14 protein-coding genes are annotated in these 14,417 nt (G+C 71.8%); 6 read left to right on the plus strand and 8 right to left on the minus strand.

The features are described from left to right. The first annotated feature begins 111 nt into the window (after positions 1-111). Positions 112-1,269, plus strand: coding sequence for a glycerate kinase (locus AC6CCG_RS29600; RefSeq protein ID WP_496658390.1), 1,158 nt, complete (start codon positions 112-114; stop codon positions 1,267-1,269). Between the two features lies 1 nt (position 1,270). Here AC6CCG_RS29600 and AC6CCG_RS29605 read toward each other — a convergent pair whose 3' ends face one another. Next, positions 1,271-1,915: a hypothetical protein gene (locus AC6CCG_RS29605; RefSeq protein WP_496658391.1), complete on the minus strand. Its 645-nt coding sequence runs from the start codon at positions 1,913-1,915 to the stop codon at positions 1,271-1,273. A gap of 192 nt (positions 1,916-2,107) precedes the next feature. Between AC6CCG_RS29605 and AC6CCG_RS29610 the strand changes: the two genes are divergently transcribed. Both AC6CCG_RS29610 and AC6CCG_RS29615 read left to right on the plus strand, forming a co-directional pair. Further along, entirely contained in the window at positions 2,108-2,686 is a 579-nt protein-coding gene (locus tag AC6CCG_RS29610) for a hypothetical protein (RefSeq protein ID WP_496658392.1), read from the plus strand. Then, complete coding sequence (locus AC6CCG_RS29615) at positions 2,683-2,907, plus strand: DUF6186 family protein (RefSeq protein WP_496658394.1); 225 nt, start codon at positions 2,683-2,685, stop codon at positions 2,905-2,907. Before AC6CCG_RS29610 ends, AC6CCG_RS29615 begins: the two co-directional genes overlap by 4 nt. A gap of 8 nt (positions 2,908-2,915) precedes the next feature. Here AC6CCG_RS29615 and folP read toward each other — a convergent pair whose 3' ends face one another. After that, positions 2,916-3,827 carry a dihydropteroate synthase gene (gene folP / locus AC6CCG_RS29620; RefSeq protein ID WP_496658395.1) on the minus strand — a complete coding sequence of 304 codons (912 nt, stop codon included), beginning with the start codon at positions 3,825-3,827 and terminating at the stop codon, positions 2,916-2,918. A 43-nt stretch (positions 3,828-3,870) separates the two neighbouring features. Here folP and AC6CCG_RS29625 point away from each other — a divergent pair, with 43 nt between their 5' ends. Continuing rightward, positions 3,871-5,385 (plus strand): FAD-dependent monooxygenase, encoded by a 1,515-nt coding sequence (locus AC6CCG_RS29625; RefSeq protein ID WP_496658396.1) that lies wholly within the window; start codon positions 3,871-3,873, stop codon positions 5,383-5,385. On the opposite strand, the gene AC6CCG_RS29630 is transcribed toward AC6CCG_RS29625, so the two are convergent. The 6 genes from AC6CCG_RS29630 to AC6CCG_RS29655 all read right to left on the minus strand — a co-directional run bounded on the left by AC6CCG_RS29630 (position 5,366) and on the right by AC6CCG_RS29655 (position 9,978). Further along, entirely contained in the window at positions 5,366-6,283 is a 918-nt protein-coding gene (locus AC6CCG_RS29630; RefSeq protein WP_496658397.1) for an NADP-dependent oxidoreductase, read from the minus strand. The two genes, AC6CCG_RS29625 and AC6CCG_RS29630, sit on opposite strands and share 20 nt — an antisense overlap. A 76-nt stretch (positions 6,284-6,359) precedes the next feature. Next, positions 6,360-6,953 (minus strand): uracil-DNA glycosylase family protein, encoded by a 594-nt coding sequence (locus tag AC6CCG_RS29635; protein ID WP_496658398.1) that lies wholly within the window; start codon positions 6,951-6,953, stop codon positions 6,360-6,362. A gap of 75 nt (positions 6,954-7,028) precedes the next feature. Next, positions 7,029-7,580, minus strand: coding sequence for a peptide-methionine (S)-S-oxide reductase MsrA (gene msrA / locus AC6CCG_RS29640; RefSeq protein ID WP_496658399.1), 552 nt, complete (start codon positions 7,578-7,580; stop codon positions 7,029-7,031). Further along, entirely contained in the window at positions 7,577-8,053 is a 477-nt protein-coding gene (gene msrB / locus AC6CCG_RS29645; protein ID WP_496658400.1) for a peptide-methionine (R)-S-oxide reductase MsrB, read from the minus strand. Before msrB ends, msrA begins: the two co-directional genes overlap by 4 nt. A 91-nt stretch (positions 8,054-8,144) precedes the next feature. After that, positions 8,145-8,768: a TetR/AcrR family transcriptional regulator gene (locus tag AC6CCG_RS29650; protein ID WP_496658402.1), complete on the minus strand. Its 624-nt coding sequence runs from the start codon at positions 8,766-8,768 to the stop codon at positions 8,145-8,147. A gap of 79 nt (positions 8,769-8,847) precedes the next feature. Next, positions 8,848-9,978 carry an ROK family protein gene (locus tag AC6CCG_RS29655; RefSeq protein ID WP_496658403.1) on the minus strand — a complete coding sequence of 377 codons (1,131 nt, stop codon included), beginning with the start codon at positions 9,976-9,978 and terminating at the stop codon, positions 8,848-8,850. Between the two features lie 215 nt (positions 9,979-10,193). Between AC6CCG_RS29655 and AC6CCG_RS29660 the strand changes: the two genes are divergently transcribed. Next, a complete protein-coding gene (locus AC6CCG_RS29660) occupies positions 10,194-12,689 on the plus strand; it encodes a polysaccharide lyase 8 family protein (protein ID WP_496658404.1) in 2,496 nt (831 codons plus the stop codon). Positions 12,690-12,691: 2 nt separating this feature from the next. Then, the gene (locus AC6CCG_RS29665; protein ID WP_496658405.1) at positions 12,692-14,332 is read left to right on the plus strand and encodes a type 2 periplasmic-binding domain-containing protein; all 1,641 of its coding nucleotides are present in this window, start codon (positions 12,692-12,694) and stop codon (positions 14,330-14,332) included. The last annotated feature ends 85 nt before the right edge of the window (positions 14,333-14,417 follow it).

Below are 14,417 nucleotides of genomic sequence, written 5' to 3' on the forward strand. Positions count from 1 at the left end.
CCCCCCCCCCCCCCCCCCCCCCCCCCCCCCCCCCCCCCCCCCCCCCCCCCCCCCCCCCCCCCCCCCCCCCCCCCCCCCCCCCCCCCCCCCCCCCCCCCCCCCACTACGGCCATGCGCATCGTGATCGCCCCGGACAAGTTCAAGGGTTCGCTGACCGCGGCCGAGGTGGCGCGGGCTCTGGCCGACGGCCTGGCCGGGACCGGGATCGAGACCGAACTGGTGCCGGTCGCCGACGGCGGCGAGGGCACCGTCGAGGCCGCGGTCGGCACCGGGTTCCGGGCGGTGGAGGTCGAGGTGCCCGGGCCGCTGGGTGACCCGGTGCGCGCGACGTACGCGATCGGGGTGCCGGCCGGCGGCGGACCCGAGACGGCCGTGATCGAGCTGGCCGCGGCCTCGGGCCTGGACCAGCTGCCGCGCGGGGCCGACGGCCGTCCCCTGCGGGACCCGCTGCGCGCCACCAGCGCCGGCACCGGGGCGCTGATCCAGGCCGCCCTGGACGCCGGTTGCACGGACCTGGTGCTCGGCGTCGGCGGCAGCGCCAACACCGACGGCGGTGCCGGCCTGCTCACCGCGCTCGGCGCCCGGCTGCTCGACGCCGACGGCCGGCCGGTGCCCAGCGGCGGCGGCGGGCTGACCGAGCTGGCCCGGGTCGACCTGTCCGGCCTCGACCCGCGGATCGCGAAGGCCCGGATCGTGCTGGCCGCCGACGTCAGCAACCCGCTGCTCGGCCCGAACGGCGCCGCGGCGGTGTTCGGGCCGCAGAAGGGGGCCACCGCCGCCGACGTCGAACTGCTGGACGCTGCGCTGGCCCGCTACGCCCGGCTGGTGGCGGAGGCGCTCGGCGCCGATCCGGAGGTGCTGGCCTCGGCACCCGGTGCCGGTGCCGCGGGCGGGGTGGGCTTTGCCGCGCTGGCCGTACTCGGCGGCCGGATGCGGCCCGGCATCGATCTGGTCTGCGAACTCGTCGGCCTGGACCGGCGACTGGCCGGCGCCGACGCCGTGATCACCGGCGAGGGCAGCCTGGACGGCCAGAGCCTGGGCGGCAAGTCGCCGATCGGGGTGGCCCGCCGGGCCCGGGCCGCCGGAGTCCCCCGCGTGTACGCCGTCTGCGGCCGCAACCAGCTGACCGTGGCGGAGGCGACCGGGGCGGGGTTCGACCGAGTCTATGCGCTGGCCGACCGGGAGCCGGATCCCGACCGCAGCATGCGGCTGGCGGCCGAACTGCTCCGGCCGGTCGGCCGCGAGATCGGGCTCGCCCTGCGGGAGTGACTCAGAACTGCCAGTCGGTGATCCGCCAGGCGCCGTCGATCAGCCGCATCCGCAGCACGGTCGGCGGGATCTCGCCCGGCGGGTCCAGGGTGATGCTGGCCAGGTCACCGGTCACCTCGGTGTCGGTGAACGCCCAGTCCGCGATCGTCGTGTCGACGAACTCCGAGCCGTGGAAGCTGACGTCGAGGCAGGTCAGTCCGGCGCGGTCCCAGAACTCCTCGTCGATCGTCTTCCGGGCCGCCTCGCAGTCACTGCGGTAACCGGCGTCGACGAAGGCGCGGGCCGTGTCCTCCGGCACCGGGCCCTCGGCCACCGGCGGCTGCTGCTGCCGGGTCAGGGCCGCGACGGTGACGACGATCGCGAGCACCACGACGACGGCGGCGATGGGGATCCAGAGCAGCCGACGGTTCGGCCGGCCGGGCGATCCGGGCCCGGGAGGCGGTACGGGCCCGTACGGCGACCCGGGCTGGTTCGGGTCGGGCTGGTTCGGGTCCGGCTGGGTCAGGTCCTCGAGATAGGCGCCGACCTGGCCGTGGAACGGCACCGCCGGCGGGGCCTGGTCCTGCGGAATCCCTGGCGCGACGAAGTCCGGGCCGCGCTGTCCGGTGGCAGGAGCCGCGGTCTCGGACTGTCCGGAGTCCGGCATCGACTCCTCCTCGACGTGCCTGAAGTCTCCCGAGCGTTGCTCGACTCTACTGCCGGTCCGAGCCCGCGGCCGTGGATTGCGGATCCGCGAGTCGCAACTCGGATCTCTGATCGCCGTCCGCGAGGTCCCGGTCGCGTCCCCGGCCGGACTACCGTGGAGACGTCCGGGACGTCCGGACGGTGGGGAGCGACCATGATCATGACGGTGGTCCGCCGGGACTGGCTCTGGCTCGCGCTCTGCCTGCTGATGGCGGTCCTCCAGTTCATCCGCGGCGCTCACCTGGAGGCGTCCGTGTTCGCCGCGCTGCCGACGGTCTTGATCATCGACGGCGGCCTCGCCCGGCCGTCCCGGCTCCGGCGCCGGCTGCCCACCCGGCCGCCGCTGGCGGTGATCGGAGTCGCGGTCGGCATCCCGCTGGTGATCGCGCCGCGCTATTCGCTACCGCTGGCGGTGATCATCGCGGCGGCCGGGTCGGCCGCGGTGCTGCTGGCCTGGCCGGATGCGGGCACCGCGGCCCGCCGGGAGCCGGTGCCGGGTCCGGCGCTCGACCGGGGCCGGATCGGCTGGGCCGCGGTCTGCTTGGCCGCGTGTGCGTTCGAGGTGATCTCCTACCTGCTCAGCCGGTACGCGCCCGGCGCACAACTCGCCTTCCCGGCCGTCTCCGACCTGGTCGGCCCGCTGCTGGACACCGATGCGGGCCGGCTGGCCTTCGCCGCGGCCTGGGTCGGCGGCGGGTTCGCGCTGCTCCGTCGTGGCTGGCGGGCGCCGTGACCGAGCCGCTGAGTCGCGTGATCATCCTGCTCGCGTACGGGATCGCGGCGGCCGGCCTGATCACCCTGATCATGATCAGTTGGCTCCGTCCGCAGATCATCGCCAGCTTCGCCACCGTCCTGGACCGGACGATGCGGTCCCGCCCGGCGCGGATCGTGATCATCGCCTTCTGGTGGTGGCTCGGCTGGCACTTCCTGGTCACCCCGCCGCTGCCCCGCTGACGGCGTCCTCAGTCGAGGTTGTGCCGCTGGTAGACGGGGTCGGCGAAGCCGGCGATGGTTTCGATCATGGTCGCGGCGGCGGCCGACGCGGCGGCGTCGTGCATCCGCAGGATCCGGGCGCCCTGCCAGGCACAGATCGTGGCCGCCGCGATCGACGGCGCGAGCCGGTCCGGCTTGTCCAGGCCGGTTGCCTCGCCGATGAAGTCCTTGTTGGACACGGCCGCGAGCAGCGGCAGCCCGAGCCGGGCGATCTCGGAGAGGCGCCGGGTCAGTTCGAGCGAATGCCGGGTGTTCTTGTTCAGATCGTGCCCGGGATCGATGACGATCCGGTCCTCCGGCACCCCGAGCCCGATCGCCAGGTTGACCCGATCGGCCAGGAACTGCCGCACCTCGGTGACCACGTCGCCGTACTGCGGCCGGCGCAGATGCCGACCGGGCGCCGCACGGGAATGAGTGACGACGAGCGTCGCGGACGAGCCGGCCACCACCTCGGCCAGTTCCTGATCATGGAGGCCGCTGGTGTCGTTGATCACCGAGGCACCCGCGGCGATCGCCCGGCGGGCCACCTCAGGCCGCCAGGTGTCCACCGAGATCACCACCGAGCTGCGCCGGGCCGTCTCGGTGATCACCGGCAGCACCCGGTCCAGTTCCTCGCTCTCACTGACCGGCGGGGTGTCCGGCGAGAACGGTACGCCGCCGATGTCGACCCAGTCCGCGCCGGACGCCGCGGCCGTGCAGGCCGACTCCACCGCCCGGTCCAGTTCGAAGTCGCGGCCCTGGTCGAAGAACGAGTCCGGGGTCCGGTTGACGATCGCCATGATCGCGATCTCGCGGGCGAAGTCGAACCGGCGGCCGCCGATCATCCGGACCGGGCTGGTCAGCGGCGGCAGCGGCAGGCCGGTGCCGCGGGATGGTGTCATCCGCCCATCCTGACATTCGCCCCGGCTGTCTCGTCGGGAAGGTGTGGACCACACTCGACACCGCCAGGGCTCCGACGTGCTGATCGTCGGCACCGGACCGACCGGAATGGTCGCCGCCCTCGTCCTCGCCGCCAACCGGATCCCGTGCCGCCTGATCGACCGGCGGCCGACGCCCACCAGCAGTTCCCGCGCGCTCGGGCTGCAGGCCAGGTCGATGGAGTTGCTGGCCGGCCTCGGCCTGGCCGACGAGGTCGACCGGCAGGCCTACCGGCTCAGCGGTGCCTCGATCATGCGCGGCGACGAGGAGCTGACCAGGATGCCGTGGCTGCCGCCGGACAGCCCGTACCCGTACACCTATGTGCTGCCGCAGCAGGGCCTGGAGGCGATCCTCCGCCGCCGGCTCGGCGAGCTCGGCATCGAGATCGCGACCGGCAGCGAGCTCGAGACGCTCACACAGGACGACCGGTCGGTCACCGCCCGCCTCACCGGCGGTCGGGAGTTGACCGCCAGCTGGCTGATCGGTGCCGACGGGTCGCGCAGCACGGTCCGGGACCAGCTCGGCATCCCGTTCACCGGAGTGGCCACCGGCGAGACCTACTACCTTGCCGACGCCGTCCTCGATCCGGCCCCGCCGGTGCAGGACAGCGGCATGTGGCTCGGTCCCGAAGGGCCGTTGATGATCATGCGGCTGCCCGGCCCGGCCGGGCTGTGGCGGCTCTTCGTCGACGTCACCGACCGGACGGCGGGCGACGACCGGCCGGCCGAGCCGCCCCTGGAACTGCTCCAGGCGATGCTGAACGAACGCGGTCCGACCACCATCCGGATCACCCGGACCGACTGGATCTCCGTGTACCGGACCCGGGTCTGCCTGGCCGACCGCTACCGGGGCGGCCGGGCGTTCCTGGCCGGGGACGCCGCGCACGTCTTCCCACCGTTCGGTGGCCAGGGGATGAACCTCGGCATCCAGGACGCCGTCAATCTCGGCTGGCGGCTGGCCCGGGTGATCCGGGGCGGCGCGCCCGAGCTGCTGGACGCGTACCAGGCCGAGCGGCGTCCGGTGGCCGCGGCGACGATCACCAAGGTCGAGGCCCGGCGCCGGATGTACGGGCTGCGCAACCCGATCGTCCGAGGTGCCCGGGACCTGCTGCTGCGGGCCACCGCCGGCAGCCGGCCGCTGGCCCGGCGCACCAGTTGGGAGAACTCCCAGCTCGACATCAGCTATGCCCGCCGGCCGGCCCGTCCGGGCGCTGTCCCGGTCGTGGGCGACCGGCTGCCGGACCTTCCGGTGAACGGCGGAACCCTTCATGATCATCTCGCTCCCGCGCACTTCACCTTGATCGACTTCACCCCGGTCGGCGGCGCGGCCACGAGCACGGTCGAGTCGGGCCAGGATCCTGTGCTGGTACGGATCGACGACACGTCGGATCCCGGCGGCGGCACCCGCGCGGCGTGTGGGATGCGCCGCGGCGGCTACCTGCTGGTCCGGCCGGACGGCCACATCGCCGAACGCGGTCAGGACGCGTCGACGGTCCGGGTGCTCATGGGCGAACGCGGATGATCGTCTTCCCGGCGACGCGTTCGCTCGGGTTGAACGCGGCCACGGCCTCGTCGAGCGTCGCGACGCTCCCGATCCTGGTCCGCAAGCGACCTTCCCGGACGCGCTGGACGATCTCGGCCAGTTGAGTCCGGTCAGCCTCGACCACGAAGTCGATCACGAGGCCGCCGGCGGGGCGGACCTCCGGCGGCCCGGCGATCGTCACCAGGGTCCCTCCCTCGCGGACCAGACTCGCGGATTGCCGGCCGATCTCCCCGCCGACCACGTCGAAGACCAGGTCCACGGGGCCCGCGTCCGCCCACGAGCCGTCCTCGAGGTCGGCGAACTCCTGCGCACCGAGGTCGAGCACGGCCCGGCGGTCGGCGGTCCGGCCGGTGCCGATCACGTACGCGCCCGCCTCCCGCGCGAGTTGCGTCACCAGCGATCCGACGCCGCCGGCCGCTCCGTGCACGAGCAGACTCTGGCCCGCCCGTACCCGGCCGTGCACGAACAGGCCCTGCCACGCGGTCAGACCCGAGATCGGCAGGCTCGCGGCCACCGTGAAGTCGACATCGCCGGGCAGCGGCGCGAGATTGCGTGCCTCGACCGCCACGTACTCCGCCAGCGTGCCGTCGCGGGTCCAATCCGCCAGTCCGAACACCCGCTGGCCGACGGACAGCCCGGCCGTGCCGTAGCCGAGGGAGCTGACGACCCCGGCCAGTTCATGGCCCGGGATCGACGGGGTCCGGTCCCGGCCCAGTCGATCGGTCCACGTGCCGGGCCAGGTGAGTTCGCCGGGGGTGAATCCCGAGGCATGCACCTGCACCACGACATCGTTCGGCGCCGCGACCGGGTCGGGCCGCTCCGCCAGCTTCATTCCGGCCGTTCCGGCCGCCTCCTCCGTCACCACGATGGCCTTCATCGGGCCTTCCTCTCTCCGGTGACAGGCCCACGTCCCGTCACTTTTTGGACGATTTCGTCCATTATGGCGTACGGACTCAGCCGAGGCACCGCCGGACCCGCACCTGCAGGTCGGGCACGAGGTCCGCGGCGAACCACGGGTTCCGGGCCTGCCAGCGGAAGTTCAGCGGCGAAGGATGGACCAGCGGGAGGTACTCCGGCAGGTAGTCCCGGTAGGCCTTGACCGTCTCGGTGAGATTCGCTCGGGCCCGCCCCTTCAGGTAGTGCTTCTGCGCGTACGCACCGATCAGCAGGGTCAGCTCCAGCCACTGGAGCCGACCCAGGATCGGCGGATGCCAGCGCTCGGCGAAGCCGCGCCGCGGCGGCAGATCACCGTGCGCACCCTTGCCCGGGAAGTAGAAGTCCATCGGCAGGATGGCGAACAGCGCCGGGTCCCGGAACTGCTCCTCGGTCACCCCGAGCCAACTGATCAAGGTCTTGCCGCTGGCGTCGTTCCACGGCACTCCCGACTCCTGGGCCTGCAGCCCCGGCGCCTGCCCGATGATCACGATCCGGGCCCGCGGATCGGCCACGTACAAGGGATTCCAACCAGCCGCCGTCGCGGCCGCGTTGTCCGGATCGGCCATGATCGCCGCCCGGATCAGTTCCAGGGAGTCCAGGTCCTCAGTCACCGGGCCAGTCTGCACCCGACACCGTCGGATGCGGCGCACCCGGGGCCGCAGCCCCGGGCGCCCCGCCGACCTCACTCAGACGGACGCGTCACGCCGGGGCAGCACCCAGCCGGCCCTCGGGAAGTGACAGGTGTAGCCGTGCGGATACCGGACCAGATAGTCCTGATGCTCGGGCTCCGCCTCCCAGAACGGTCCTGCCGGCTCGATCGTCGTCACCGCCTTGCCCGGCCAGAGGCCGGAGGCGTCCACGTCAGCGATCGTGTCCCGGGCGATCCGCTCCTGCTCCGGCGTGACCGGGAAGATCGCCGACCGGTAGCTCGACCCGATGTCGTTGCCCTGGCGGTCCAGGGTCGACGGGTCGTGGATCTGGAAGAAGAACGCCAGCACGTCGCGGTACGTCGTCGCCGTCGGATCGAAGACGATCTCGACGGCCTCGGCGTGACCCGGATGGTTCCGGTACGTCGCGTGGTCGTTGGTCCCGCCCGTGTAGCCGACCCGGGTGCTCAGCACACCGGGCTGGCGGCGGATGAGATCCTCCATGCCCCAGAAACAGCCGCCGGCCAGGACGGCCGTCTCGGTGCCCGGGGTCCGGGTGATCGTGCCGGTGTCGCTGCTGCCGCTGGTCATGATGCCTCCTCGGTGCTGGTGGTGGCGGCCTCGTCGAACTGGGCGCGGTACTCGCCGTAGCCCTGGGCCTCGAGCTCGGCGACCGGGACGAAGCGCAGGGCGGCCGAGTTCATGCAGTAGCGCCGGCCGCCGGCCTCGCGCGGACCGTCCTCGAACAGGTGTCCGAGGTGGCTGTCCGCGCCGCTGGACCGGACTTCCGTGCGGGCCATCCAGAGGGAACGATCCGACTGGGTCCGAACGGCGTCCGCGGCGATCGGCTTGGTGAAGCTGGGCCAGCCGGTGCCGCTGTCGTACTTGTCCGCCGACGAGAACAGCGGCTGACCGGAGACCACGTCGACATAGATCCCGGGCTCGTGGTTGTCCCAGTACTCGTTGCCGAACGCCGGCTCGGTCCCGTCCTGCTGGGTGACCCGGTACTGGTCCTCGGTCAGGCGGCTCAGCGCTTCGGGGGTCTTGCGGTAGACCTGTGACACGAATTCCTCCTCTTCCGGCGCCGCTGGCTGCGGCGCCACTGGACAGAACACCGCCGGCACCGGTTTTGGTCCCGCAACGCCGCCGCGATCTTCAGTCCTCCAGGCTGCGCAGGTGCGCGATGGCCAGGTCGATCGCGGTGGCCATCGGGGCGACGTCACGAGCCGTCTGGGCCAGCAGGTATCCGCCCTGGACGACCGCGAGCAGGCCGGTGGCGAGTTGGGCGACGTCGGCGTCCCGCGGAATCAGCCCGCGATCCTGGAACCGCCGGAGCAGGTCCTCGAACAGTTCCCGCCACGCCGCGAACAGCGCGACGAGCTGCTGTCGCGCGATCGCGTCCTGGTCGGCCACCTCGTTGGCCAGCGAGCCGAGCGGGCAGCCGTACCGACCGTCCTGCAGCGCGTTGGTGCGGACCAGAGCGTCCCGCCAGCGTCGCAGACCGGCGAACGTCGTCACCTTGCCCAACCGCTCCCGCTCGAGCGCGATGGTGCGTTCCCCCACCACCTCGACGACGGCCCGGACCAGGGCGTTCTTGTCCTCGAAGTGCCGGTACAGCTGCGACTTGCTGACCGCGCCGGCCGCGACGACATCGTCGAGCGTGGTGCCACCGACACCGCGGACGCGGATCAGCTCGACTGCCGTCGCGACGATCCGCGCCCTGGTCCGCGCGCCTCGCTCGGTCAGCCTCGCGGCCGCGGCCTCGCCGGAATGCTCCACACGATCATGCTACTGAGCGTCACCCGCGAGCCAAGTGGACCAGATCGTCCATAGATCGCGATCCTCAGGTGCCGGTACGTCAGGTGAGCTCGAGCAGGTTCTCCTCGATCCGGAGCAAGGCACGGCGGGCGGCACCGAGCGCGACCACGTCGTCGCCCAGCGCGGAGAACCTCACCTTGGGCGGGAACAGGGCGACCTCCTCGATCCGGGAGCGCAGGGCGGCCAGGACCGGCTCGCCGCCGCGGGTGATCGGGCCGCCGACGACGACCAGTTCGGGGTTCACCACGAGGACCAGCGCGTTGATCCCCTCGGCGAGGTCGCCCACGTAGCGCTCGACCAGGGCACCGGCCCTCGGTTCACCTCGGGTCGCGGCGGCGAAGGCGGCCGCCGCGGCGTCGGTGAGGCCGAGCTCGGGATACAGCTCGGCAAGATCATCGCGGTAGCGCCGCTGACCGGTCCAGGACAGTGCAGGATGGTGGCCGATCTCGCCGGCCGCACCGTGCCGCCCGCGCAGCAGCACGCCGCCGGCGATCACTCCGACGCCGTTCCGGGCCCCGGCATGGACGAAGATCAAATCCTGGACGCCGTCCCCGATCCCCCGCCAGACCTCGCCCAGCACGGCCATCCGGCCGCGGTTCTCCACCAGCACCGGGCAACGCAGTTCACGACTCAACGTGCCGGCAAGATCAACTCCGTCCCAGTCCGGATGACTGTGGCAGATCAGGATGTCGCCGGCCGCGCCGACCACACCGGGCACGCCGACCCCGACGGCGCGCAGCAACCGGGGCCGCAGCCCGGCCTCGCGGAGCGCCTCCTCGACCACCTGCCGCGCGATCCGTACCGGCGAGGCGGCGTGGGCCCCCAGTTCGCCGGCACTGGTCACGATCACGTCGCCGGACAGGTCGCAGAGCACCACCTGCACACCGGTGCTGTCGATGCCGACGCCCGCCACGTAGCCGGCATCGGCGCGGAAGGCGTACCGGCGGGCCGGCCGGCCGGAGCGCCCGCTGGCCGGCTGCAGTTCGGCGACGATCCCGGACCGGACCAGATCACCGAGGACGTCGGCGGTCGTGGACCGGGCCAGGCCGGCGACCCGGGCCACCTCGGCCAAGGTCATCTCGCCCAGGTCCCGCACGGTGCGCAGGGCCAGCTCCGTGTTGAGCCGGCGCAACAGGGCCGGGTCGGAACCCGACGAGGCCGGAGCAACCATGCGGCACCTCCTGATCTTCACCCGAACTCTAGCCGGACCATTTCCATCGAGTGCCGATAATAACCCGCAATGTCCGAAACTCTTTCGACACAAAGCTTTCAGAGATCGTCATGGTGATCACCATTGACCTTATGACGGAACCCGTCGTAATCTGAGGCGCATCGGCGGAGCAGATCACCGCAGATCCGCCGCCGATCCGATCCCGAGGAGTCCTCATGATCATCGACCCGGGACCAGCGCACAGCGCGTCCGCCGCCGAGCCGCCGGGCCTGAGCCGACGCCGCTTCCTCCACGGTGCCTCCGGTGCCGCCGCCGGCGTCACCGCCGCGACCGTGTTCGGCGTGCCTGCCCTCGCCCACGCCGACGACGCCGAGTTCGCCCGGCTCCGCCGCTGGTGGGTGGACTTCCTCACCGGCGGCCCGCAGGATCCCACCGATCCGGCGGTGGCCGCGGTGATCACCGCGCGGGACAGCGCGGCCGACCATCTGCTCGCACTGGTCGATCCGGACCCGGACCGGACCTCGGTCTTCACCGATCTGTCCTACGACCCCGACGACCCGGACAGTTCCCGGGACACCGCGACCAGCGCCAGCCGGCTGCGCGAGCTGGGCACCACCTGGGCCACCGCGGGATCGCGCCACCACGGCTCCGAAGCGGTGTTGGAAACGATCAAGGCCGGGGCCCACACGATCCTCACCCACAACTATCGCGACGGCCTGCCGGAGAACGGCAACTGGTACAACTTCGAGATCGCGATTCCGCAGTATCTCAACGGGGTCTTCGCGATCCTGGGCGACGCCGCCGACCCGGATGATCTTGCCACCTATGGCGCTGCGGTCGACTTCTACGTCCCCGATCCGCGCTACAACTACCCACCGGACGATCCCAAGCACAAGCTGTCCACCGGCGCCAACCGGGTCGATCTCTGTGAGGCGGTGATGGTCCGCGGCATCAACGGCCGGTCGGCCGCCAGGATCACCGACTCCCGTGACGCGCTCGACGACGTCATGGTGTATTCGACCGACGGCGACGGGTTCTACGCCGACGGCGGCTTCATCCAGCACGAGAGCCAGCCCTACACCGGGACCTACGGCTCCGGTCTGCTGCGCGACCTGAGCGTCCTGGTGGCCCTGCTCGCCGGATCGACCTGGGCGGTCACCGGCCCCGGTGTCGAGTTGATCTTCGACACGGTCGAGAACTGCTACGCGCCCGTGGTGTACGACAACCAGGCGTTCTCCCACATCTGCGGCCGGGCCACCTCCCGCAAGGACCGGGTGGAGCACGGGCCCGGCCTCGACATCGCCGAGGGCATCCTGACGCTGGCCGGCGCGGTCCCCGCCGGCCGAGCCCAGGCCTGGCGCGAGCGCTGCCTCGGCTGGTTCCAGCGGGCGAAGTTCGCGGATCCGCTGGCCACCACGAACCTGCGCCGGCTCGGCCTGTTCCGGTCCGTCCTCGAGGACCCTGCGCTGACCCCGGCGCCGGAGCCGGTCGAGCACCGGGTCATCCCGAGTATGGCGCGGGCGATCCACCGCCGGCCGGGCTGGGCGTTCACGATCGCGATGTGCCGGACCGGGGTCGCCGCCTACGAGGCGATGTCGACCGGCGAGAACCGCCGCGGCTGGTATCAGGGCCGGGGCATGAACTATCTCTACCTGACCGGTGACAACGCCCAGTTCTCGGACGCGTTCTGGCCGACCGTCGACCCGATGCGGCTGCCCGGCGTGACGGTCGAGCGGCGGCCGCTGCCGGAGATGTGGGAGCGCGGCACCACGGCCAGCTTCGCCGGCGGCGCGAGTGCCGACGGGGTTCGGGCGGTGATAGGTCAGAAGATCGTCGGTCCCGGTGAGGGCTCGGCGCTGAAGGGCAACAAGTCCTGGTTCTGCCTGGACGACGCGGTCGTCGCGCTGGGCTCCGGGATCGTCGGCGACGGCTCGTACCCGATCGAAACGATCATGGAGAACCGCAATCTGTTCGAGACCGGTACGAACACGTTGATCATCGACGGCGTACGGCAGCCGTCCGACCAGGGCTGGACGGCCCGGCTCGGCCGGCCGGGCTGGGCGCACCTGGACCGGGTCGGCGGCTACATCCTGCTCGACGCGCCGGCCGGCCAGGAGCCGGACCTGGTCGCGCTGCGGGAGGAACGCACCGGCACCTGGCTGGACATCAACACCTACTGGAGCGGGCACGACGACACCCCGTACACGCGGCGTTACCTGACGCTCCTTCTCGATCATGGTTCGGACCCGGACCAAGGCGGCTACGCGTACCTGATCCTGCCCGGGGCCAGTGCCGCCAAGACCCAGCAACGCCAGCAGAATCCCGGTGTCCGGCTGCTCGCCCAGTCCCGGTACACGCATGCCCTGTACGCGCCCGGGTCCGGCTTCACCGGCGTCAACTTCTTCGGCATCCCCGATCCGGCCGAGCAGGTCGACCTGGCCGGCGAGCTCGCGGGTGCCACGCTGAGCGCCACCAAGCTCTGCAGCGTCGCGATCACGGCCCGCGGCCGCAGTGTCAAGATCGGCGTCGCCAATCCGGCGCACAACGTCGACACGTTCACCGTCGAACTGTCCGGGATCGGGCTTCGGCCGGAGTCAGCCGACCCGACCGTCGAGGTCACCCGGAACGGCTCGACGATCACCCTGGAGCTCGACGCGAGCGACCGCGACGGCCGTACCCATCACGCGAAGTTGATCAAGGAAGGTCGATGATCATGACCGAGCTGAGACTGCCCCGCCGTGCCCTGCTGCGTGGCGCCGCCGCCGGAGCGGTCGCCCTCGGCGGCACCGGACTGCTCGGCGCCTGCACCGACAGGGGCGGGGCGACGGGCCAGCAGCAGTCCCGGACCAGGATCGCGTTGCCGGACTACGTGCCGTTCGCCGGGGTCCCGGCCGATCTGCCCGCCACGGCAGCCGGTGTCCAGCCGGCCTTCTACCAGTACCCGGCCGCCCCGAAGCCGTTCACCGACAGCGGGTCGACGCCGATCACCAGCGGCCGGGCAGTCGCCTCCGCGGCGATCATCAACACCGTGGTCCGGGAACGGTCCGCGAACCGCTACTGGCAGGAACTGGAGCGGCGGCTCGGCGCGGAACTGACCGTGCTCGGCGCGCCGACGGCGAACTTCCCGGCCAAGCTGGCCACCATCCTGGCCGGCGGCGACATCCCGGACGTGGTCCAGCTGTACCAGACGACCCAGTTGCCGGGACTGCTGAAGGCCAAGTTCGCCGACCTCACCGAGCATCTCGGCGGGGCCGCGATCAAGGACTACCCGGCGCTGGCGAACATCCCGACGCTGAGCTGGCCGGCCGGCGTCTACAACAACGGCATCTACGGCATCCCACAGCACCGTACCCCGCAGGTGATCTCCTTGATCATCCGCGACGACATCGCCGCCGAACTGGGCGTCGGCATCGCACCGTCCGACGGCGAGGAGCTGCGCGAACTGTTCCGGCAGCTGTCCGATCCGAAGCACAACCGCTGGGCGGAGCGGTCGCCACGCAACATGGTCCAGTACGTCAACCAGATGGTCGGGGCGCCGAACACCTGGCGGGTCGAGGGCGGCACGTTCACTCGCGACTACACCACCGACGAGTACCGGCAGACCCTCGACATCGTCGGCCGGCTCTGGAAAGAGGGCGTCTTCCATCCCGACTCGTTCAACGCGGTCAGCTCCCAGGTCACCGCCTGGATCGCCGCCGGCACGGTCCGGATGGTCAGTGGTCCCGGCGCGTTCTTCCCCAGCGCCAAGGCGGTCAAGGACGAGGACCCGGCGCACACGGTGGCCGTGGTCCGGCCGCCGAAGTGGGACGGCGGCGGCTGGGCGCCGCAGTATCTGGGCCCGGCGATCCTCTGTGTCACCGCGCTCAAGCAGGCCGAGCCGGACCGGATCACCGAACTGCTCCGGATGCTGAACTACCTGGCCGCGCCGTTCGGCACCGAGGAGGAACTGTTCCTCTCCAGCGGGATCGAGGGCGTCCACTACTCCCGCGAGGGCGGCGACCCGGTCCCGCTCGAGGACGGCGGCGGCGAGATCTTCAACGTCGGCTATCTGATGTCACCGCCGCGAGTGCACTACGTGGCCGGCTTCCCCGACGTCGCCGAGCAGGAGTACCGGGCCGAGGAGTCGGCGGTCTCCGACGGCGTGCCCTGGCCGACCGCCGGGCTGTATTCGCAGACCGACGAGACCAAGGGCGTCACGCTGAACAAGACGATGTCGGGCCTGCAGGACGAGGTGATCCGCGGCCAGCGCACCCTGCAGGACTGGGACGAGGCGGTCGCGGCCTGGAAACGCGACGGCGGTGATCAGATCGCCGCCGAGTACGCGGAGTCGCTGCAGCAGACCGGCGGTTCATGATCATCGTCGCCGCCGGCTGACCGACCTCCCCCGAGACTCGGGCCCACCCGGGCCCGTGAGATCTGCCCTACTGCGAGAGGACGAA

This window comes from Microlunatus sp. YIM B11417, assembly GCF_059617205.1.

Excerpts from the sequence above, each read along its gene's own strand:
- msrA (WP_496658399.1), bottom strand. The coding sequence starts at position 7,580 with ATGACCAGCGGCAGCAGCGACACCGGCACGATCACCCGGACCCCGGGC.
- AC6CCG_RS29600 (WP_496658390.1), top strand. The coding sequence starts at position 112 with ATGCGCATCGTGATCGCCCCGGACAAGTTCAAGGGTTCGCTGACCGCG.
- AC6CCG_RS29630 (WP_496658397.1), bottom strand. The coding sequence starts at position 6,283 with ATGAAGGCCATCGTGGTGACGGAGGAGGCGGCCGGAACGGCCGGAATG.
- AC6CCG_RS29660 (WP_496658404.1), top strand. The coding sequence starts at position 10,194 with ATGATCATCGACCCGGGACCAGCGCACAGCGCGTCCGCCGCCGAGCCG.
- folP (WP_496658395.1), bottom strand. The coding sequence starts at position 3,827 with ATGACACCATCCCGCGGCACCGGCCTGCCGCTGCCGCCGCTGACCAGC.
- AC6CCG_RS29605 (WP_496658391.1), bottom strand. The coding sequence starts at position 1,915 with ATGCCGGACTCCGGACAGTCCGAGACCGCGGCTCCTGCCACCGGACAG.
- AC6CCG_RS29655 (WP_496658403.1), bottom strand. The coding sequence starts at position 9,978 with ATGGTTGCTCCGGCCTCGTCGGGTTCCGACCCGGCCCTGTTGCGCCGG.
- AC6CCG_RS29665 (WP_496658405.1), top strand. The coding sequence starts at position 12,692 with ATGACCGAGCTGAGACTGCCCCGCCGTGCCCTGCTGCGTGGCGCCGCC.
- AC6CCG_RS29610 (WP_496658392.1), top strand. The coding sequence starts at position 2,108 with ATGATCATGACGGTGGTCCGCCGGGACTGGCTCTGGCTCGCGCTCTGC.